We start from the raw sequence: 21,715 nt of genomic DNA on the forward strand, positions 1-21,715 counted from the left end.
ACACGCTCCAGTCTAGGGAGGTGCTGCGGGTGAGGATGCTGAAAGTGCCGATTGGGCGGTGTTGGATGCTGAAATTCGGGGTGAGACGGCAGGCTCTACTGGCAAGCAAAGTCAAAAGATCGCAGCCTTCGGCAGCTCCTACAGGTTCGATGTACACCGCCATTTTGTGGGTGAACTCAATCCATGTAGGAGCTGCCGAAGGCTGCGATCTTTTGATCTTAAACCTTCAACGAACCCAACAATCCATCCAAAAACCGCTCCCCGGCCTCCATCTGGCTGATCTCGATGAACTCGTCCGGCTTGTGCGCCTGTTCGATCGAGCCCGGTCCGCAGACCACCACCGGCACATCGAGGCGTTGCTTGAACAGCCCGCCTTCGGTGCCGAACGAGACTTTGGCGGTGCCGGTATCCGGCGCGGCGAAGTTCTTCAGGAAGCGCACCGCTTCGACGCTTGGGTGCGTATCGAGGCCGGGATAGACGTTGACGGTTTCAATGTCGATCGCGGCGACACTGGACAGTTTTTTGGCCTCACGCACGATGACTTCGGCACGCTCGCGCATCTGTTCCAGGAACTGATCCAGATCGTCCGCCGGCAAGTTGCGCACTTCAAAGTCCAGGGTGCACAGATTCGGCACAATGTTCAGCGCCTTCCCGCCGACAATCTGCCCGACATGCACGGTGCTGTAGGGCACGTCGTAGTCAGCGTCCTGAGCGCCCTGCTCTTGCAATTGCTGCTGGCTTTGACGCAGCGCGGCGATGAAATCGCAGGCCACGTGAATCGCATTGACCGAACGCGGGGCCAACGAGGAATGCGCTTCCAGGCCCCGACAGTAGGTGCGGTAAGAACCCTTGCCCTTGTGCCCCAACACAAACTGCATGTTGGTCGGCTCACCGATCAGGCACAGGAATGGCCGCACCGGTGCCAGGTGCAACACGTCCAGCAAACGGCGCACGCCGACGCAACCGGTTTCTTCGTCATGGGACAGCGCCAGTTGCAGCGGCCGGCTCAAGGGGCTGTCCGCCGCGTCGAGCATGGCGTCGATGGCCAATGCGATGAAGCCCTTCATGTCGCAACTGCCACGGCCGTAAATCCGTCCGTCCTGCACCGTTGCCTGAAAGGCCGGGAAGGTCCAGGCCTGCCCCGCCGCCGGCACCACGTCGGTATGCCCGGACAGCAGAATCCCCGGCAACTCGCGCGGGCCGGTGCTGGCGAATAGGTTGGCCTTTTTGCCGGTTTCATCCTTGACGATCAGCGACTCGATGCCTTTGGTCAGCAGCAAGTCGCGCACGTACTCGATGAGGGCCATGTTCGACTCCGACGACACGGTGTCGAAGGCCATCAGGCGTTTGAGAATATCCAGTACACGGGGTTTCATGAGGCCTTGCTCCGTTGCTCGGCTGAGAGGGCGAACCGGTTGATGGAGAACGGCTCAATCGACGTGCTGGTGCTGCCGGTGCTGATCAGTTCGGCCATCACGTCGCCGACGCCGGGACCGAGCTGGAAGCCGTGACCGCAGAAGCCGAACGCATAGAACAAGCCATCGACAGTGCCGCTGGGGCCCATCACCGGCAGGGAATCAGGCAGATAACCTTCGATGCCGCTCCAGACCCGAATGATGTTCAGGTTGCCGACACCCGGCAGCAGGCGGCGCATCTGCTCCATCTGATTGAGGATGCTGCGCGGCTCGACATAGGCCCGGCGATTGAGCATGTCCGGTTTGCTGCGGTAACCGCCGCCGATGACGATGTTGCCGCGCGGGATCTGGCGGAAATAGATCACTTCTTCGGGAATCTTGGTGTACACGCCGATCACCGTCGGCAAGGCGTAAGGCACCGGTTCGGTCACGGCCATTTGCGGGCCATGGGTGTCCAGCGGCACCGGCTCGCCGAACTGCGCCGACAGCTTCTGGCCCCAGGCGCCTGCGGTGATCAACAGCTGGGCGGCGTTGAATTGGCGGCCATCGGTGGTGGTGACGTTGAACTCGCCAGCGACCTTCTGCACTTCGGCGACTTCGGTCTGTTCTTCGATTCGCGCGCCAAGTCGTCGTGCGGCACGGGCAAACGCCGGGGCGGCCAAGCGCGGATTGGCGTGGCCGTCGTGGGGCGCGTAGGAGCCGCCCTTCACGTCGGGACCGAGAAACGGGAACCGCGCATGCAGTTCGGCGCCGCGATAGATTTTCAGATCCAGTTGCGCCGCTTCGGGCGCTGCCGCGTAGGCTTCCAGCTCAGGGATTTCGTCATCGCGGTAACACACACGCATGTGCCCGCTGGCGATGAATTCGAGGTCGTCGTCGATCAACTCCGGCAAGCGCTTCCACAGGGCCCACGAACGGTTGGCCAACGCCAGTTGCCCAAGGAATCGGCCCTGACGGCGCACGTTGCCGAAGTTCACGCCGCTGGCGTACTGACCAATCTGATCGCGCTCCAGCAGGATCACCGAATGACCGCGCTGACGCAGAAAAAACGCCGCCGCCGATCCCATCAGGCCGCCGCCGACAATCACGACATCGGCTTTATGAACCGTCATGGCGACACCTCCTCGGTGAGCATCGAAAGGGGTTTGACCGGCGCCTGACCGCGCTGCCGGCCGACCTGTTGCACGCTGACGCCCGCAGCGGCAGCAATCACCTCGGCCCCGGCCTGGGAACAATAACGGCCCTGGCAACGGCCCATGCCGACCCGGCTGAACGCCTTGGCCCGATTGACTTCGCAGGCACCTTTTTCGCTGACGGTGCGGCGCAACTCCCCGGCGCTGATCATCTCGCAGCGACAGACGATGGCGGCATCCGGCAAGGCTTTGGCTTGCGCCGACGGCCAGGGAAACGCCTGGGCCAGCCCCAGGCGAAACTGATCCATCACCGCCAGCGCGTGACGTTGTTCGTCGCGCAACCCGGCATTCAACGGTTGGTGCAGATCCTCCAACAGCGCCATGGCGACCAGCCTTCCGGCGTGTTCAGCCGCGTCCGCGCCGCGAATCTTCGAGCCGTCCCCGGCCGCGTACACGCCACTGACCGAGGTCCGGCCGTCCTCATCAACTGCCAGTAACCATTGGCTGGACGCCTCATCGAAACGCAGGCGACAACCGGCCAGGTCCGCCAATTGGGTTTCCGGGCGCAGGTGATAACCCAGGGCCACGGCATCGCAATTGACCGTCAGGGTTTCCCCGCCCGCCGTGCTGACCCGCACACCATTGACCCCGCTCGCCGCGTCGCCCAGCACTTGCAGGGGTTTGATTCCCAGATGCACCGGGATTTTCGCCTGATACAACTGCGCCAGGAGTTTCATTCCGGTGAACAGTAATCCGGGACGCGCCAGCAGTTTGGGCATGGCAAGGATACGTTTGTTCAGCGGCGAGGTATCTAGCACTGCCGCCACATTGGCGCCGGCTTTGACATATTGGCTGGCGACCAGATACAGCAACGGTCCGCTGCCCATGAACACCACGCTGTGACCGATGGACACCGCCTGGGATTTGAGCGCGATCTGCGCCCCGCCAAGGCTGTAGGTGCCCGCCAGTTGCCAGCCTTCGATCGGCATCAAGCGATCGGTAGCGCCAGTGCAGAGGATCAACGCATCGTAATCCACCGTCGAGTGCTTGCCCTGACTGACGCAGCACAATTGTCCCGGCGTGAGGTTCCACACCAGCGTGTCAGGTCGGTAATCAATCCGTTCGCGCAAGTGATCAAAACTTTCGTGCAGGTCCCGGGCCTTGGCGGCTTCGGTGCCGTACAGCGTGGCGTAATCGCGGGTGAAGCCTTCCGGTTGGCGACGGTAGATCTGCCCGCCATCCCGGCGATTTTCATCGATCAGGATAGGTTTTAACCCAGCGGCCAGCAGGGTTTCGGCACAGCGAATACCGGCCGGTCCGGCGCCGACGATAACGACTTTATTAGAACTCAGCCGTGCAGTGGCCATTTCGCCTCCGGTTGTGTGGTGACGATGTCCAGTCCTTCACGGACTTCGTTGGAACAGGCACGCAGGCGTTCGCCGCTGCGGGTCCAGACCCAGCAATCCTGGCAGGCGCCCATCAAACAAAAACCGGCGCGCCGGCCCGAATCGAATTCCGACTGACGCAATGTCGAGCCCTGGGTCAGCAACGCGACCATCAGGGTATCGCCCTGCAACGCCTCGATGGGTGCGCCGTCCACCTTCAGATTGACGGTCGGCCGGCCCTGTTCGGCCAGCCTCACAAAACGCCCCTTCATGCATAAGCTCCCTGGGTCATGATGTTCAAATCCTGCTGGGTTTTCAGCAGCTCGGCCGTGTCGTGGTGGCAAAGAATTTCGCTGCCACCGGCGATGACTCGGCGGTTCGGCGCGGTGCGATTGCACAGGCCGTCGACCCGCACCGGGCACCGGTTGAGAAAGGTGCACAGCTCCGGCACGTTGGCCTTGGCCCCGATCGGCGGCAGTTCGCCACAAGTGGTGCCGCAGTTCTCCAGCCAACCCTGGCGCAGTTCCGGCACCGAATGGATCAACAGGTCGGTGTAAGGATGAAACGGCGCCTGGGCGAACGCTTGCCGAGTGCCGGCCTGGATCTTGTGGCCGCTGTACATCACCACAATGTCATCGCACAGCGCCCGCACCGTGGAGATGTCGTGGCTGATGAACAGGTACGACACCCCCAGCTCCTGACGCAGGTCGCGCAGCAGTTCGAGAATCGCCGCGCCGACCACGGTATCGAGCGCCGAGGTCACCTCATCGCACAGAATCAGATCCGGTTTGGCCGCCAGCGCCCGGGCCAGGTTGACCCGCTGTTTTTGCCCGCCGGACAGTTCATTCGGGCGCCGTTCAGCCATGTCTCGCGGGAGGCGCACCAGGTCCAGTAGCTCGCCGATGCGCTCGCGCAATGCGGCTCCTTTGAGACCGAAATACATCTTCAGTGGCCGGCTCAGAATGGTGCTGACGCTGTGCATCGGGTTGAGCGCAGTGTCGGCGTTCTGGAAGACCATTTGAATGCATCGGAACTGTTCGGCGGTGCGCTCGGAGAGGCAGCCGCCCAGGGGCTGGCCATCGAAGGTCAGCCCGCCCAGCGCCGGGGTCAGCAACCCCGCTACCACTCGCGCCAGGGTCGATTTGCCCGAACCCGACTCACCGATCACGCCGATGGCCTGGCCCCGGCGCACGGTCAGGTCGATGTCTTCCAGCACCCGAATCGACGGCATGCCGTGCATGTTCTTGTTGCCGTAACCGGCGGTCAGGCCCTGGATGGTCAGCAAGGGCGTGTCTTGCGCCACATCGCAGGGCGGACGAATCGTCGTATCCGGCCGCGCCGCCGCCAGCAGGCTGCGGGTGTATTCGTGGGCCGGGCCTTTGAGTAAGGGCGCGGTGGCGCTTTGTTCGAAAATCTCGCCGCCGTTGAGCACCACAATCTGATCGGCCATCTGCGCAACCACGGCGAGGTCGTGGGACACGTAAACCGCCGTCGCCCCACGTTCGCGCACCACCCGTTTGAAGGCGCGCAGCACGTCGATCTGGGTTGTCACGTCGAGGGCCGTCGTCGGTTCGTCGAGCACCACCAGCAGCGGATCGCTGATCAGTGCCATGGCCGCCATCACCCGCTGCAGTTGCCCGCCGGAGACTTGATGGGGGTAGCGCTGGCCGATGCGATCGGGGTCCGGCAGCGCCAGGTCACGAAACAGCTCGATGGCCTTGGCTTCGAGCACGGCCCGGCTGCCCAGGCCATGAATCAGCGCGCCTTCCACCACTTGATCGATGAGTTTCTTCGCCGGGTTGAACGCCGCCGCCGCACTCTGGGCGATATAGGACACACGGTTACCACGCAGCCCTTGCAGCTCGCTTTCGCTCAACGCCAGCATGTCGTGCTCGCCGATCTGCACCACGCCGGACGCCAGGCGACAACCGCGCCGGGCGTAACCGAGCAGCGCCAACGCGATGGTGGTCTTGCCGGAACCGGACTCGCCGATCAACGCCAGCACTTCACCTTTGGCCAGGGAGAAACTCACGCCCTTGACGATTTCTACTTCGCCGCGCTCGCCACAGGCGACTACGCGCAGGTTTTCGACTCGAATCAATTCACTCATTTCAATGGCCTCCCGAACGTCGACTACGTCGCGAAGACAGGCGGTCGATAAACAGATTCACACCGATGGTCAGGGTGCCGATGGCCAGGGCCGGAATCACGATGGCCGGCGCGCCCTGGTTGAGGCCGCCAATGTTTTCTCGTACCAGAGAACCGAGGTCGGCATCCGGTGGTTGCACACCCAGACCGAGGAAGCTCATGCCGCTGAGCAGCAGCACGATGAAGCCGAAACGCAGCCCCAGGTCCGTCAGTACCGGGTTGAGCATGTTCGGCAGGATCTCCACGCAAGCGATGTACAGCCGACGCTCGCCGCGAGTACGGGCCACTTGCACGTATTCCAGGGCTTCGATGTTCACCGCCATGCTGCGGGCAATGCGGAACGCGCCGGGGGTGAAACTCAGCACCGCGGTGCAGATCAGCAAGGTCACCGAGGAGCCGAAGGCCGAGACCATGATCAGCGCCAGCATCTTGCTCGGAATCGAGATGAAGGCATCCATCAAGCGACTGATCACCTCGTCCAGCCACTTCGGCGACACCACCGACAGCAGCGCGCAACTGGTGCCCAGCCCGCTGGCCAACACGGCCGCCACCAGCGCCAGACCGACTGTGAAACGTGCGCCGACGAGGATGCGGCTGAGCATGTCGCGGCCCAGGTAATCGGTACCAAACGGGTAAATGGCGCTGATGCTGTCAAAGACATTGTCAGAGACCACTTCGCCCACCGGGTGTGGCGCCAGCCACGGGCCGAAGATCGCCACCAGCAACCAGATAACGCACATCGCAGCCCCGATCAGACCCAGCCAGGCCGGACCATGAGACACCTTGCCAACCGACAGATCGGGGGTCACGGGCGTCGACTTCACAATGAGATTGTTCATTGGTTTCTCAGCCTCGGATTGGACAGAATCGCGCACAGGTCGGCAATCAGCACCAACCCCAGGTACGCCGTGCAAAACAGCATGGTGCAGGCCTGGACCAGCGCCATGTCGCGGTTGGTCACCGCATCGACCATCAGGCTGGCGATGCCGGGGTAGTTGAAGATCGTCTCGACGATCACCACCCCACCCAACAGGTAGGAAAGACTCAGGGCGATGGCATTGGCGATCGGCCCGATGGCATTGGGCAAGGCATGGCGCAGGACGATGCGCATCGGGCTCACGCCTTTGAGCCGGGCCATTTCCACGTAAGGGCTGTCCAGTTGATCGATCACCGCCGCCCGGGTCATGCGGGCCATTTGCGCGACGATCACGCAGCACAGCGTCAACACCGGCAAGGCGTAAGTGCGCATGAATTGCCAAGGCGAGGTGATGTCACTGGCGTACGACAGCGCCGACAACCAGCCCAGGTTCACCGCAAAAATCAGCACCGCCAGGGTCGCCACCAGAAACTCCGGAACGGCGACCATGGCCAGGGTGAAAAAGCTCAGGAAGCTGTCGATGCGCCCTCCGCGGCCCATCGCCGAGCCGATGCCCAGAATCAACGCCACCGGCACCGACACCAGCGCCGTGGCGGCCGCCAGCATCAAAGTGTTGGGTACCCGCCCGGCCATCAACTCGCTGACCGGCATGGCGTTGGAGACCGACTGGCCCATGTCACCACTCAGCAGGTTCATCAACCAGTGCAGGTAACGCAACACACCGGGCTGATCCAGCCCCAATTTCAGGCGCAACGCCGCCACCTGTTCCGGCGTGGCGAACTGCCCGAGCGATTGTTGCGCCGCGTCCCCCGGCAGTACCGCCGTGATCGCAAACACGACCATGGACACGATCAACAAGGTCACGATCGCGGCGCCCAGGCGCCGGCCGATCAACCACAGTGTGTTGCTATTCATCGCCCTACCCTCATGCAATGTCCCCGTCGCTTCAATCACCGCTCATCAAGCGTCCAGCCAGACCTGCTCGGCGAACATGTAGCCCATGAAACCGCCCAGCGGGTTGCTGCCGTAGCCTTTGATGCGCTGGTCGACACCGTCGATGTTGCTGATGAACACCGGCACGCCGATACCGCTGTGGTCATGCACCAGGGTCTGCATGTCGGCGTACATCTTGCTGCGCTTGGCGTCATCGGTTTCACCCCGGGCAAGCATCAGCAACTGATCGAACTGATCGTTCTGCCAGCCCGATTCGTTCCACGGCGCTTTCGACTGGAAGAACTGCGAGAACATCACGTCGGCGTTTGGCCGCGGGTTGATGTTGCCGAAGCTCAGCGGGTGCTTCATCCAATGATTGGACCAGTAGCCATCGCTCGGCAGGCGGTTGACGTCTAGCTTGAGCCCGGCCTGTTTTGCCGACTGTTGCAACAGCACCGCGATGTCCACCGAACCGGTGGCGGCCGGCGATGCGACCAGCGGCATGGTGATGCTTTCCATGCCGGCCTTCTTCAGCAGGAACTTGGCTTTTTCCGGGTCGTAGACCCTTTGCGGCAGGTCGGCGTTGTAGTAACGCGAACCGGGGGAAATCGGATGGTCGTTACCGACCACGGCAAAGCCACGGAACACCGCGGATTTGACCTGTTCACGGTCCAGCAGGTACTTCATGGCCTGGGTGAATTCGGCGCTTTTGCCCGGCATCTGGTCCTGGCGGATGATCAGGTCCGTGTAGTTGCCCGATGGCGCATCGACAACCCGGTGCTTGGGGCTGGCCTTGATGCGCGTGGTTGAGCGCGGGTTGACCTCGTTGATCAGGTGCACGTCGCCCGACAGCAGCGCGTTGATCCGCGACGGCTCATCGGCAATGGCGATGAACTCGATCTCGTCCAGGTACGGCAGGCCCGGTTTCCAGTAGCCGGTATTGCGTGCAGCAATCGAGCGTACGCCCGGTTTGAATTCCTTGACCTTGAACGGCCCGGTGCCGATGCCCTGGTTGAAGTCGGTGGTGCCTTCCGGAACGATCATCAGGTGCGACACGGCGAGGATCGACGGCAGCTCGGCATTCGGCGCGCTGAGGCGGATTTGCACTTCGTTGGGGCCGGTGGCTTTGATTTCTTCGAACTGCGCCATCAGCGGCATGACCTTGGAACCGGTCAGCGGATCCTTGTGGCGCGACAGCGAGTACACCACGTCGGCGGCGCTCAGGGTCTTGCCGTTGTGGAACGTCACGTCCTTGCGCAGGGTGATGGTCCACAGCGTCGCGTCGGTGTTGTCGATGCGCTCGGCCAGTTCCAGTTGCGGCACCAGATGGCTGTCGAAACGGGTCAGGCCGTTGTAGAACATGAAGTGGCGCACGTAGTCGGTCGACAACGCGCCTTTGGCCGGGTCCAGCGTATCGGCGGTGGAACTGGACATGCCGGCGACACGAATGCGCCCGCCCGGTTTGCCTTTGCCGGGGGTGGCGGCTTCTTCGGCGAACAGTTTACCGGCGGCACCGAACAGGCTGCCGGCGCCCGCAGCAGCCACACCGGCCACGCCGAGCATTTGCAGGGCATTGCGGCGCGACATGCCGCGATTGAGGCCTTCGAAAACCCGCAGGCTTTCCTGGCCGGAGATCAGTTGGGAGTCGATCTTCTTGTCAGTCATATCAGTTGTACCTGTCGATAATGAGAAGGCTCGGGTTGTCCGGAGCGTTGAAACGCAAACGACGGTGACGCCACAACATCAACTCAATGCAAATAATCCTGGAAGCGGTAATAGGCGCCCACAAACGGCAGGAACCACGGTTTGCCGAAATGCCCGGGAATCGCCGGCCATTCGAGTTCACGCCAAGGGTTGGCTTCGACGTTGCCGGCCATGACATCGGCCATGACCTGGCCCATGTGCACCGACATCTGCACGCCATGGCCGCTGTAGCCCATGGAGTGATAAATCCCGCCGTGCTGACCCGCCCGGGGTAGCCGATCGGACGTCATGTCCACCAGCCCGCCCCAGCAGTAGTCGATCTTCACGTTGGCCAACTGCGGGAACATCTGCACCATCGCCGCTTGCAGCACCTTGCCGCTCTTGGCATCGTTCACACTGTCCGACATGGCGAACCGCGCACGACCGCCAAACAGCAGGCGATTGTCCGGGGTGAGGCGAAAGTAGTTACCGATCATGCGGCTGGTGACATAGGCGCGTCGGCCCGGCAACAACTGCTCGATCAGCGACGGTGGAAGGACTTCGGTGGCAATCACGAAACTGCCCACCGGCACGATCCGCCGCCGATACCAGCCCAAACCACCGTGCTGACAGGCGCCCGTGGCCAGCAGCACCTGGCCGGCGTACAGCGATCCTTTGCTGGTGTTGACCTGATAACCGCCGGCCTGGGCTTTCCAGTCCACAACCGAGGTGCCTTGATGGATCAGCGCGCCGTGACGGGCGGCGGCCTCGGCCAACCCGACACCGAAGCGCCCGACATGCATCTGCACGCCGTTGCGCTGCAGCAAGCCGCCGTGGAACTGGGCCGAATTGACTTCCGCCCGGGTCTGCTCCGCGGTCAGCAATTCGACGTCGGCATCGACTTCCTTGCGAATCAGTTCGCAGGTCCGTGCCAGGCCCTCGTAGTGCATCAGCTTGGCCGCCAGTTTGAGCTTGCCATTGCGAATCAGGTCGCAGGCGATCTGCTCCTGTTCCACTAATGAAACGACACTCTGCACGGCACTTTCGTAAGCCTGGTAATAGGCCCGAGCCTTGTCGGCACCGAGGCTGGCGCTGAGCCCGGCGTAGTCCTGGGCAACACCGGTGTTGCACTGGCCGCCGTTGCGCCCCGATGCTTCACCGATGACCCTTCCGGCCTCGAGCACCACCACACTGGCGCCCTTCAAGGCCAGCGCCCGGGCCGCTGCCAGGCCGGTGAAACCACCACCGACGATGGCCACGTCGACCTGCCCGGGCAATGCGCCGAGCTGTGCACCGCTGAACGCCGGTGCGGTGTCGAGCCAGTAGGATTCACTGCCCATGTCTAACCCGCCTATGCCAAAAAAAAGAATGCGTTGAAGAGCGCCGTTACCGTTCGACTCAGAGACCCACCAGCGCCGCCAGCCCACCAATATCGGTGATCTGCTGGTAGCCGTAGAAGGCATTCGCCGGGACCTCGTGACCACGGGCGACGAAGGCCTTGTTCTTGATCTTCATGTCGTGGGCCGGCATCAGGTCATAACGGAAGCTGGAAGACACATGCAAGATGTCTTCCGGGCCGCAGTTGAGGTTGTCGAGCATGTACTCGAATGCCGCCAGACGCGGCTTGTAGGCCTGGGCCTGTTCGGCGGTAAAAACCTTGTGGAACGGCGCGCCGAGCTTGTCGACGTTGGACATGATCTGGCTGTCGCTGGCGTTGGAGAAAATGACAAGCGGGATCTTGTCGGCGATTTTCGACAGGCCGGCCGGCACATCGGGGTGCGGGCCCCAGGTCGGAACGGCGTCGTAATACAGCTGACCTTCGTCACGGTATTCAATGCCCCAGCGCTTGCAGGTCCGCGCCAGTGCGGTTTTGAGAATCTCGTCATACGGCATCCAGTCACCCATGACCTGGTCCAGGCGGTAGGCCGAGAAGTCTTTGACGAACTGATCCATCTGCTCGGGCTTCACGCGATCGGCGAACAGTTCGCGAGTCATCGTGCCCATGTGGAAATTGGTCAGCGTACCGTAGCAGTCGAACGTAATGAATTTGGGGCGAAGAAAGCTCATTGAGTGCGGTCCTGAAGTTCGTTGAGGTCATGGCGTGACAAGCATTCGCTCCGTTACCGAAGCTGTGATGCAGCGCTGCAGCACACCGTCATTACAACACTGTGAAATCAGCAGATGGCGTTAAAAGCGACCTTCGCTCGATACAAACCACCGTTTTAACGCCCGCCCTCAGCAGACTTTGCGGCGCGCACAAGCCTTGGGCAAACCCCGTATTTGTGCGCTCTTATGGGCCTTTATAGCCCTGCAAGGCCCGATCACGCGCCGATCTGCCGCAGAACCTGCGCCGGGCTGAACGAAAACGGGCGCTTCCTTGCGGAAGCGCCCGTTTGGGTGCGGTTTGAAACTTTCCTCTTGTAGCAGCTGCCGAGCCTGCGAGGCTGCGTTCGGCTGCGCAGCAGTCGTGAAATCATGCGCCTCGGTGTGTCAGGTAAACCACGTCATCCCGGTTGACGACTGCTTCGCAGCCGAACGCAGCCTCGCAGGCTCGGCAGCTGCTACAGATGACGTGCTGTGTGTTATTGCACGATATCGATCAGCACACTCTTGAAGCGTAAATTGGCTTCGAACGCTTCGCGCCCCAGGTCCTTGCCGATACCGGAGCGCTTGTAGCCGCCCGTCGGCAGGATGTAATCGTTACTGCGCCCGTAACGGTTAACCCAAACGGTCCCCGCCTCCAGCCGCCGGACCAGACGCAGGGCGCGATTGATATCGGCGGTGTGCACCCCCGCCGCCAATCCGTAGGTGGCGTGCGCGGCCAGGCTCAGCGCCTGTTCTTCATCATCGAATGCCTGCACCGTCAGCACCGGGCCGAAGATTTCTTCGCCGATGGCCGGGTTGTCATTGTCCAGACCCGCCAGCAAGGTCGGTTGGTAATAAGCGCCGCCCAGACCTTCAAACACTCCGCCGCCGGTCAGCACCTCAGCGCCGGCCTGACGCGAGCGTTGGACGATGCCGTCGATGCGGCTGGCTTGCAGTCGGGAAATGATCGGCGACAGCGTGCTCTCGGCTGACCAGGTCGGCCCCGGGCGCAGTTCCTCGAAATACGCCTGCAGATGCGCAATAAACGGCTCCATGATCGAGCGTTGGATTAGCAGTCGCGAGCCGGACACGCACACCTGCCCGGCGTTACCGGTGATGGCCAGCGCCACAGTGCGCGCGGTTTTGGCGATGTCCGGCACGTCGGCGAATACCAGTTGCGGGCTCTTGCCGCCGAGCTCCAGGGTCACCGGTTTCGGCCCCACCAGCGCGCAGGTCGACATGATGCTGGACCCGGTCGCCGTGGACCCGGTGAACGTCACCTTGGCCACGCGCGGATGGCGACACAAGGCATCGCCAGTGATGCGGCCATCGCCCTGGATGACGTTGAAAATCCCCGCCGGAATGCCCGCCTGTAGTGCCAGTTCGGCAAAGCGCAGGCTGGAGAACGGCGTCAGCTCCGAAGGTTTGAGGACCACGGCATTACCGGCGGCCAACGCCGGGGCCACTTTCCAGGAGGCCATGCTCAAGGGGAAATTCCACGGTGCGATGGCGGCAATGACGCCGTAGGGCTCGGCGATCTGCATGCCCAGTCGATCGGTCTGGGTCGCCGCGACGTGACCGCCATGCTTGTCCGCCAGTTCGGCGAAGAAGCGAATGCCTTCGGCGACATAAGGAATATCCCAGGCGATCACATCTTTATGAGGACGCGTCGAGCCCACGGCTTCCAGCGGAGCCAGAATGGCGGCGTCCGCCTCGATCAGATCGGCCCAGCGGCGCATCACCCGCGCCCGCTCCCGGGGTGGACGACTGGCCCAGTCACTGCGGTTGAACGCCTGCCAGGCATCCGTAACGGCTTCATCCACCAGGTCGGCATCGGCGATTGGCAACTGGGCATAGACCTGACCGTCAGAGGGGCGCACCACCTCAAGCCCGGGTTGTGCATCGCGGTATTTACCCGCAATGAAGTGAGCACTGCGCACAGCGATAAGGCGGGGATCGAAGCTATCCATGGAGCACTCCAAAAAAGGGACGATGCGTCGTGAACTCAGGTCTCCATCGTAGAAAAAAAGCCCTGGCATTTGCTGCCGACCTTGCGGTGCATTTAAGTAGTAAGTGTGGTCTGCCGGCCTCGGGCTTGCGGAATCTGCCGAATGCTCCAGCCCCTCTTGTCAGGCCTTCACACAGATGGGATACAGGCACCATCGCGCTGGAAATCCGGCCGCTCGCGCACACTGTCCAACGGAGACTCGCCATGTCCGCCTTGCAACAACCTGCTTATGTCTATCGCCCGATGACGGCCGCCGACCTGCCCTCGGCCCATGCTTTGTCCGTGCAGTTGAAGTGGCCCCATCGCCTGGACGACTGGGCGATGCTGCAACGGGTCAGTGACGGCTTTGTGGTGCTGGATGGCGAGCGTCTGATCGGCACGGCATTCGCCTGCCCCCAAGGTGGCTTCACCACCATTGGCCTGGTGATCGTCAGTGATGACTATCAGGGCAAGGGCATCGGCCGCAAGCTCATGGAACAGGCACTGGATGCTTGCCAGTCACGCACCCCGATGCTCAACGCCACACTGGCCGGCGCGCCGCTTTACGCCAGCCAGGGCTTTGTCGAATTCGGCCGGATTCAGCAGCATCAGGGCAATGCCAATGCACCTGCACCCGCCGCACTGGCCGACGGCGAACATTGCCGTGTGCTGAACGCGGCGGATCAGGCTCGCGTGCTGGCGTTGGCCAACGCCGGCAGCGGGCTGGATCGCAAAGCGGTACTCGCCGATCTGTTTGAGGTGGTCGAGCATTCGGTGGGGATCGAACGCGACGGCCAGCTACGCGCCTTCGCCTTGCTGCGCCCCTTCGGCCGTGGTCGTTGCATCGGCCCGGTGGTCGCCGAAAACCTCCAGCAGGCCAAACACCTGATCGCCGTTTTGCTGGCGCAAGTACCGGACGCCTTCGTGCGCATCGACATCCCGGCAGACAGCGGCCTGGCCGAATGGCTGGAGTCCGCAGGTTTGAAGCAGATCGATACCGTGGCGCAAATGGCCAAGGGCACGCCGCCGCAAACAGCCAATGGCGTCCAGCAGTTCGCACTGGTGACTCAAGCCATCGGCTGATCGCTGTCCCCACAGTCTTTTTTTTTGGAGCGTCACCCGTATGTCTGAACCTACCGTTTTGCTGTTGGCTCGCGCCGACGGCAGCCGCGTTGCCACGTCTTTTACAGCAGCGTCTTTGGGTGCTTTCGATCCGTTCAAGGACGGTCGCCAGCAGGCCTACAACGGCCCGGACGGCGTGTCAGCGGGCATCGTGCACATCAGCGGAACGTTCGATAGCGATGACTTTCCGCACACCGAAGTGATCGTGGTCCATGCCGGCCACGTCGTGCTGCAATCCGAGGAGCAGACGCTGGAACTCGGTGTCGGCGCCGGCGCCGTGATCGGTCGCGGCACATCGTTGCGACTCCAGGCCCACGCTGATACGTGCTGGGCCTTTTGTGCAGTCACCAGCCCCTCCGCACTCCCGACACCCGGTCTGACCGCCCTCGACCCGCTGGACATGCTCTCGCCTTCGGCCGCACCGGAACCGCAGATTCTGATCGGGCCGACGCCGCAGTGCCGCTCACACAATGCCTTCGAAGACGACGCCACCCACTTGCGTGTCGGCGTTTGGGATTCGACACCGTATGAGCGTCACGGCCGCCCCCACAAACTCCATGAATTGATGAATCTGATCGAAGGCAGCGTCACCTTGCTGGCGCCTGATGGAACGAGCGTGAAGGTCAACACCGGCGACAGCGTGTTTGTGCCGCTAGGGGCACCGTGCGCGTGGAAAAGTACGCGGTATGTGCGCAAGTTCTATGCGGTGAAGTAGTGGCCATTTTTCCTATCCTTTTACGCACACCACCTGACGCAAGGTGTGCAGTACTTCCACCAACTCGCGCTGGGCGTGCATGACGTGGTCGATGTCCTTGTAGGCCATCGGAATTTCATCGATGACGGCAGCGTCCTTGCGGCACTCCACATGGGCGGTGGCACGGATCTGGTCTTCGACGGTGAACAGGCTTTTCGCTTTGGTACGACTCATGGTGCGGCCGGCGCCGTGGCTGCAGGAGCAGAATGAATCCTCGTTACCCAGCCCACGGACGATGAAGCTTTTGGCGCCCATCGATCCCGGAATAATCCCCAACTCGCCCTTCTTCGCCGACACCGCGCCTTTACGGGTGACCAGAATTTCCTCACCAAAATGCCGCTCTTTCTGCACGTAGTTGTGGTGGCAGTTTACCGCTTCCAGCGCCACCTCAAAGGGCTTGCTGATCACTTTTCGGGTCGCCTGAATCACCGCTTGCATCATCAATTCACGGTTCTGCCTGGCGAAGTCCTGGGCCCAGCCGACCGCTTCGACGTAGTCATCGAAGTGCCGGCTGCCCTCTTTAAAGTAAGCCAGGTCACGGTCCGGCAGATTGGCGAGGTGCTGACGCATGTCCGCCTGAGCCATTTGAATGAACAGGTTGCCAATAGCGTTGCCGACACCACGGGAACCGCTGTGCAGCATGAACCAGACCCGGTCGGTTTCATCCAGGCACACTTCGATGAAGTGGTTCCCACTACCCAGCGTGCCCAAGTGCCCACGGTTGTTGGTGTTGGCGAGTTTCGGGTACTTGCCGGTGATCGCCTTGAACCGTGGGTCCAGTGCCGCCCAGGCCCGGTCCGCCTGATGCGGAACGCTGTCCCAGGCGCCTTTGTCCCGAACGCCGCGCCCACTGGTGCGACCATGGGGCACCGCTTTCTCGATCGCGCAACGCAAGCCATGCAGGTTGTCCGGCAAATCGCTGGCGGTCAGCGACGTGCACGCGGCGATCATCCCGCAGCCAATATCCACCCCAACAGCGGCCGGAATGATCGCGCCGATCGTGGGAATCACGCTGCCGATGGTCGAGCCCTTGCCCAGGTGTACGTCGGGCATCACGGCCAGATGCTTGAAGATGAACGGCATCTTGGCGGTGTTCATCAATTGCTGTCTGGCTTCGTGTTCTACCGGGACGCCTTCGGTCCAGAGCTTGATCGGTTTACCGTTGGCGACTTCCAGCAGTTGGTAGGTATGTGCTTGCATGATTTTGATTCTTTTCTATTGGCCGATTGTTCGGCGTTGTTCTGGCGCCTAAGGTGAAAAAGGTATAGCAGCCGACGCGCCAGCTTTGATTTTCCTACTTCGCGGAAAAAAGGGGACAAATTTATTTACCGGGAGTCGCCCGGTACGCAAGCTTCGATGAGCAGACGCGGCTCCCCCGAGTAGCGCTCGGTACACCGTAGAAAACAGCCACCGACCTGTCTTTTGTTTTTTGTGTACATATCCGTTTCTGCGGTCACGGCTGCTTATGGTTCCGCTCTTACAGCGGGTTACTTGGAAAAGCCCCAAGTAACCAAGGGCTTTTGCCCCTTTCGTTCGGTGGCTCGCCTAGGCTCGCCATGCCCTCGCTCCGGTCCTGCTCCGTGGGCCCGCCGCCATCCATGCCGGGTTGCCCACTGCGCAGAACCTCCACTCGGCCTCTCGAGGGGGCGTGCACCGCAAAAGCCAAAGCGAGGCGGCCTACCGGCCGGCCTGGCTTCAAGTGAACACATTTCCCTGTAGGAGCTGTCGAGCGAAGCGAGGCTGCGATCTTTTGATCTTGCCGTTGCCGTTGCCGTTGCTTTGTTTTGCCTTTAGATCTGCCGCCCCTTTCCCAGAGGCCGAACGCAGGCGTTGCGCAGGGGGCACCGCGGCAGGGATGCCGCGGTAGCCGCCCCCGGCCATGGATGGCCGATGGCGGCGGGCCCCCGGAGTAATGCCGGAGTGAGGGCATGCCGAGCCTAGGCGAGGCACCGAATGGAGGGGCAAAAGCCCTTGGTTACTTGGGGCTCTTCCAAGTGACTCGCTGTAAAAGCGAAACCGCCAGCAGCCATCACCGCAGAAACGGATATGTACCCCAACCCTAAGTGAACAGCGTTACGCTCAGTGAGCGGCGTTTTCTGTGGATCCTGCTGGAGTAACGAATAGGCATCACTTCAGCTATTGGCGATGGAACCTAGTGATCCATAGCTGCAAACCCGCGTTCCAGATCCTCAATCAACGCCTCGACATCCTCAAGCCCGATATGCAACCGCAGCACCGGATTCAATGAACGATCCGTAGCACTGTTGCGATCCGTGGTATCGGCAACGGTGACCAGGCTTTCGTAGCCGCCCCAGGAAGCACCGAGCCCAAACACCTGCAGCGAATCAATAAAGCGTTCGACGTAGGTTGGGTCTGCGTCATGCAGCTCGAAGGACAGCAACCCGTTGCTGCCATTGAAATCGCGCTGCCACAGCGCGTGACCGGGATGCTCGGGCAACGCTGGATGGAACACCCGTTTCACCTGCGGTTGCGCTTGCAGCCAATGAGCGATTTCAAGCGCCTGGCGCTCGTGCACTTCCAGTCGCGGCGCCAGGGTTCGCGCGCCGCGCAGCACCAGGTAGGCGTCGTCGGGGCTGACGGTGGCGCCAAAGGTGTCGCCCATGGACGCCAGCGGCTGCCAGACGTCTTCGCGGGTGCAGACGCTGCCCATGACCACGTCGCTGTGGCCGCACAGGTACTTGGTCAATGCCATGATCGAGATGTCCGCGCCCAGGGTCAGCGGCCGGTACAGGTAACCCGAGCCCCAGGTGTTGTCGACAGCCAGGAGAATGCCTCGCGGTTTGCACAGGGCGGCGATGGCCGGCAAATCGCAGAGCTCATACAGCAAGGAACCCGGCACTTCGGTGTAGACCATTTTGGTGTTGGCTTGCAGTTGCGCTTGCAGGCCGCCGCCATCCGGCGCGAAGTAGCTGACTTGAATGCCGAACGGCTCAAGAAACTCACGGGCCAGCCGTCTCACGGGCGCGTAGACCGCGTCGCTGATCAGTACGTGATCGCCGGGCCGAAGGTAGGCCAGGAAGGTCTGCGCAATCGCCGCCAGCCCGGTGCCGAACAAGCGCGTGCGGTAACCGCCCTCCAGCTCCGTCACGAAATCTTCCAGGGCGAAGGCCGTCGGATTGCCTCGGGCGCCATAGCTCAGGACCCGCTCGCTATCACGGCGAGCACGGGCGTCGCGCATTTGCGCCAGGTTATCGAACAGCACCGTGCTCAACCGCGTGACCGGCACGTTGACTGCCCGACCGCCACCGCCCTGCTCGGTACGCGCCGAATGGACCAGACGCGTACGCACCCGGGCATCGCGGGGCACTGTGACGCGCAGCGGCTTGAGACTGGCGATTTCGTCGTCGCTCATCTGCGCCAGCAAACCGATTTCCCAGGCCAGGTACTGACGCGCCGCGTCCTTGTTACCGGCGTGACGGTCATGGGTGAAGAACAGAAAATCGATGCATTGCTGATCGGGCGGTGTATGGGCGGATTCCTGCACGGCAAGGCCCGCCGCACGCCAGGCATCAAGTCCGCCGTCCAGCAGCCGGACTTGAAGGTGCTGATTTTCCGGCAGTTCCTGCGCCGCGAAAGCAGCCAGCAAAGGATCATCGGCGACCAACACCAGTGGCCGTTGCTTATCGGCCACTTCAGACGCCAGCAACGAGCGAATCGACCAGCGCGACCCGACGATATGGCCCTTGCGATAAGTCATGCTCGGTCGCAGGTCAATCAGCGCGACCGCGTCATCCTTCAGCGCATCGGCCAAGGCCCGCGCCGTGATCGATGGCAACGCCTCATGAGCGGACATTTCGCCAGCGGCCAACTCCAGACTGCTGCTCACTCCACCCTCCAGGACATACGCTTCATGCCCCAACTGCCGCAACCAACTGGCAATAATCGGTGCCCGCACGCCATCACTGTCGAACAGCACCAACCGCGCCTGGCGCACGCCGACATACAGATCGGTGGATTGAATCAACTGCCCGCCCGGTGTGTGTTGTGCACCCGGCAGACTGCCCGCGGCAAACTCCTCGGCGGTGCGCACATCGCACAAAAACAGGCTTCGACCGGCCTCCTCGGCCCATTGCTCAACCTGCGCCGCCTCAACGGTCTTCACACCGGCGCGTTCCGCCAGTTGCGCAGCAGCGAGTCGCTTCCCCGGCAAGGTGCCAGACGACACCTCCTCGGCGTACCGTCGGGTGCTGCCATGCTCCAGCTGAAAATCTTCCAGATACCAACCCTGAGTTCCGTTTTCCAGCGCGTAGATCGGGTTCTTCAACCCCAGATTGATCAACGTCTGGGCCCCGATAATGCTGCGGGTCCGACCGGCACAATTGACCACGATCGGCGTGCTTTCGTCCGGCACCAGATCGTGGACGCGATAACCCAGCTCACCATTCGGGCAGCACACCGAACCGGGAATGGTCATCTTGCGGTACTCATCGAACGGCCGACCGTCGAGCACCACCAGCGGCTCGCCGCGCTCTTGCCATTCGGCCAGTTGCTGCGCGGTGACATGCGGCGTATGACTTGCCTCTTCCACCAATTCACCAAACGCCTTTGAGGGCACATGCACGCCGGCAAACAACTGAAAACCGGCGACCTGCCAGCCATCAGCACCGCCGTCGAGCACATGCACCTGGCTATATCCGAGCGCCTGTAGTCGTTGAGCGGAGCGCCCCGCCACATCCCCGCCGCCCTGGTCATAGATCACCAGCCGGACCTGAGGATTCGGCGCCAGACGCCGGGCCTCCAGCTCCAGGCGGCTGTAGGGCAAATTCACCCCGAAAAACAGGTGGGCTTCGCCATATTGGCCGTGCTCGCGCACGTCAAACAGGGCGATTTCCTGCCCGTCGAACAGCCACTGCTGCAGTTGCCCTGGAGTTACGGTCTGGCTCATGGGAGTCCCGTTTGAAAAAAGAGTTATTGAAGCGCCAGAGAGCGCTCATTGGCCGCAACTTCCCGACCCTTCGCATACGCACGCTGAATGGCCGGTCGCGCCTTGAGGCGTTCGCGCCAGGCATGGACATGCGGGTAGTCCGCCAGGTCCTGGCCCTGTCGCAACGGTTGAATCCACGGAAAGATCGCCATGTCGGCGATGGAGTAATCGCCCGCCACAAACGGCACGTCAGACAGACGCGTTTCCAGCACCCAATACAGCCGCGTGGCTTCGGCATTGAGCAAGTCCAGGGCGAACGCAATCGGTTCAGGCGCCTTCTCCTTGAACAGCTGCAACTGGCTCAGGTACGGGGTGATATGCCCCACCTGCCAGAACAGCCATTCCTGAACTTTTTGTCGCTCGGCACTGCCGGCCGCCGGCAAGAAACGCCCGGCCTTGTCGGCCAGGTAATTGAGGATGGCACCAGACTCGAACAGGCTCAGCGGCTCGCTTAAGCCCTGGGGTGCATGGTCGACGATCGCCGGAATCCGTCCATTGGCGCTGATGCGCTGGAACGCTGCCTGCTTCTGCTCGCCTTCACGGATGTTGACCGGCAGCACACGGTACTCAAGTTCCAGTTCTTCCAGCAGGATGCCGATCTTCAAGCCATTACCAGTCGGCCAGTAATACAGATCGATCATGCGTAGGCCTTGATCGACGGCGCCATTTGCGAGGCGTTGTAATTGAGGATGCGCCCGTCGGCCTCGACGCCGTAACGGCCGTTGAGGGATTCAAGTGGCAAACCGTACAGGTGGAAATGCAGGGTCGCCTGCTCGCCTTCGACACGAATGCCGTGCAGGTCTTCGCCAAGAAACGAGATGGAAGTGCCGGGCTGCACGATCACTTCTTTTTCCAGGTGCAAGGTGGTGAAACCGGGCTCGCGGCCTTCGTCATCACGGCGGTAGACGTAGTTGATTTCCTGGCCTTCGACCGCGCTGATGATCGCCCAGGTTTCATGGTTATGAGGGATCGTGCTTTTGCCCGGCAACAGCGAGTTCAGGTACAGCGTCGGCGTGTCGCCATCGTCATTGAGACGGTAGCGGAACGCGGTGCTGCCCTGCCCCGGTACTGGCGCGGGGAACTCGTCGAAATTGAACAGATCACGGCGCTCGGCCAGGGCTTCAAGCAAGGAAACGATGTCTACCAGCGCGGCGCGGTCGACGCCTCGTTGATGGATGACGCGGATTTTCTTCAGGAAATCCTCGATGACGGCGGCACGGTTAACGGTACTCATGAACAGGCTCCTCG

Annotated in this window: 17 protein-coding genes; 2 read left to right on the top strand and 15 right to left on the bottom strand. The window is 62.0% G+C overall.

Annotated features, from left to right (window positions below; genetic code table 11):
* Window positions 1-218: 218 nt before the first annotated feature.
* The 11 genes from argE to ACA059_RS17300 form a co-directional block, all read right to left on the bottom strand.
* Window positions 219-1,376 (bottom strand): acetylornithine deacetylase, encoded by a 1,158-nt coding sequence (gene argE / locus ACA059_RS17250; protein ID WP_497630234.1) that lies wholly within the window; start codon window positions 1,374-1,376, stop codon window positions 219-221.
* Complete coding sequence (locus tag ACA059_RS17255; protein WP_497630235.1) at window positions 1,373-2,527, bottom strand: NAD(P)/FAD-dependent oxidoreductase; 1,155 nt, start codon at window positions 2,525-2,527, stop codon at window positions 1,373-1,375. The genes argE and ACA059_RS17255 overlap by 4 nt, the downstream gene beginning before the upstream one ends.
* Window positions 2,524-3,915, bottom strand: a complete 1,392-nt coding sequence (locus ACA059_RS17260) for an FAD/NAD(P)-dependent oxidoreductase (protein ID WP_497630236.1) — start codon at window positions 3,913-3,915, stop codon at window positions 2,524-2,526. The genes ACA059_RS17255 and ACA059_RS17260 overlap by 4 nt, the downstream gene beginning before the upstream one ends.
* Entirely contained in the window at window positions 3,897-4,205 is a 309-nt protein-coding gene (locus tag ACA059_RS17265; protein ID WP_497630237.1) for a (2Fe-2S)-binding protein, read from the bottom strand. Before ACA059_RS17265 ends, ACA059_RS17260 begins: the two co-directional genes overlap by 19 nt.
* Window positions 4,202-6,043 carry an ABC transporter ATP-binding protein gene (locus ACA059_RS17270; protein ID WP_497630238.1) on the bottom strand — a complete coding sequence of 614 codons (1,842 nt, stop codon included), beginning with the start codon at window positions 6,041-6,043 and terminating at the stop codon, window positions 4,202-4,204. The genes ACA059_RS17265 and ACA059_RS17270 overlap by 4 nt, the downstream gene beginning before the upstream one ends.
* Before the next feature lies 1 nt (window position 6,044).
* Window positions 6,045-6,920: an ABC transporter permease gene (locus ACA059_RS17275; protein WP_497630239.1), complete on the bottom strand. Its 876-nt coding sequence runs from the start codon at window positions 6,918-6,920 to the stop codon at window positions 6,045-6,047.
* Window positions 6,917-7,873, bottom strand: coding sequence for an ABC transporter permease (locus ACA059_RS17280; RefSeq protein ID WP_123366699.1), 957 nt, complete (start codon window positions 7,871-7,873; stop codon window positions 6,917-6,919). The genes ACA059_RS17275 and ACA059_RS17280 overlap by 4 nt, the downstream gene beginning before the upstream one ends.
* Before the next feature lie 45 nt (window positions 7,874-7,918).
* Entirely contained in the window at window positions 7,919-9,556 is a 1,638-nt protein-coding gene (locus ACA059_RS17285; protein ID WP_497630240.1) for an ABC transporter substrate-binding protein, read from the bottom strand.
* 83 nt (window positions 9,557-9,639) lie between these two features.
* Window positions 9,640-10,914, bottom strand: coding sequence for an NAD(P)/FAD-dependent oxidoreductase (locus tag ACA059_RS17290; protein ID WP_497630241.1), 1,275 nt, complete (start codon window positions 10,912-10,914; stop codon window positions 9,640-9,642).
* Window positions 10,915-10,972: 58 nt separating this feature from the next.
* Complete coding sequence (locus tag ACA059_RS17295; RefSeq protein WP_129444761.1) at window positions 10,973-11,641, bottom strand: haloacid dehalogenase type II; 669 nt, start codon at window positions 11,639-11,641, stop codon at window positions 10,973-10,975.
* 515 nt (window positions 11,642-12,156) lie between these two features.
* A complete protein-coding gene (locus ACA059_RS17300; RefSeq protein ID WP_497630242.1) occupies window positions 12,157-13,629 on the bottom strand; it encodes an aldehyde dehydrogenase family protein in 1,473 nt (490 codons plus the stop codon).
* A gap of 242 nt (window positions 13,630-13,871) precedes the next feature.
* Here ACA059_RS17300 and ACA059_RS17305 point away from each other — a divergent pair, with 242 nt between their 5' ends.
* On the top strand, window positions 13,872-14,729 hold the full coding sequence (locus tag ACA059_RS17305; protein ID WP_497630243.1) for a GNAT family N-acetyltransferase: 858 nt from the start codon (window positions 13,872-13,874) through the stop codon (window positions 14,727-14,729).
* Between the two features lie 40 nt (window positions 14,730-14,769).
* Window positions 14,770-15,483: a cupin domain-containing protein gene (locus tag ACA059_RS17310; RefSeq protein ID WP_497630244.1), complete on the top strand. Its 714-nt coding sequence runs from the start codon at window positions 14,770-14,772 to the stop codon at window positions 15,481-15,483.
* A 12-nt stretch (window positions 15,484-15,495) separates the two neighbouring features.
* Here ACA059_RS17310 and ACA059_RS17315 read toward each other — a convergent pair whose 3' ends face one another.
* The 4 genes from ACA059_RS17315 to ACA059_RS17330 form a co-directional block, all read right to left on the bottom strand.
* Complete coding sequence (locus tag ACA059_RS17315) at window positions 15,496-16,722, bottom strand: RtcB family protein (protein ID WP_497630245.1); 1,227 nt, start codon at window positions 16,720-16,722, stop codon at window positions 15,496-15,498.
* Window positions 16,723-17,674: 952 nt separating this feature from the next.
* A complete protein-coding gene (gene metC / locus ACA059_RS17320; RefSeq protein WP_497630246.1) occupies window positions 17,675-20,428 on the bottom strand; it encodes a cystathionine beta-lyase in 2,754 nt (917 codons plus the stop codon).
* Window positions 20,429-20,451: 23 nt separating this feature from the next.
* Complete coding sequence (locus ACA059_RS17325; RefSeq protein WP_497630247.1) at window positions 20,452-21,108, bottom strand: glutathione binding-like protein; 657 nt, start codon at window positions 21,106-21,108, stop codon at window positions 20,452-20,454.
* Entirely contained in the window at window positions 21,105-21,701 is a 597-nt protein-coding gene (locus tag ACA059_RS17330; protein ID WP_497630248.1) for a cysteine dioxygenase family protein, read from the bottom strand. The genes ACA059_RS17325 and ACA059_RS17330 overlap by 4 nt, the downstream gene beginning before the upstream one ends.
* Window positions 21,702-21,715: the final 14 nt, after the last annotated feature.

It is taken from the genome of Pseudomonas sp. LBUM1647 (assembly GCF_059716175.1).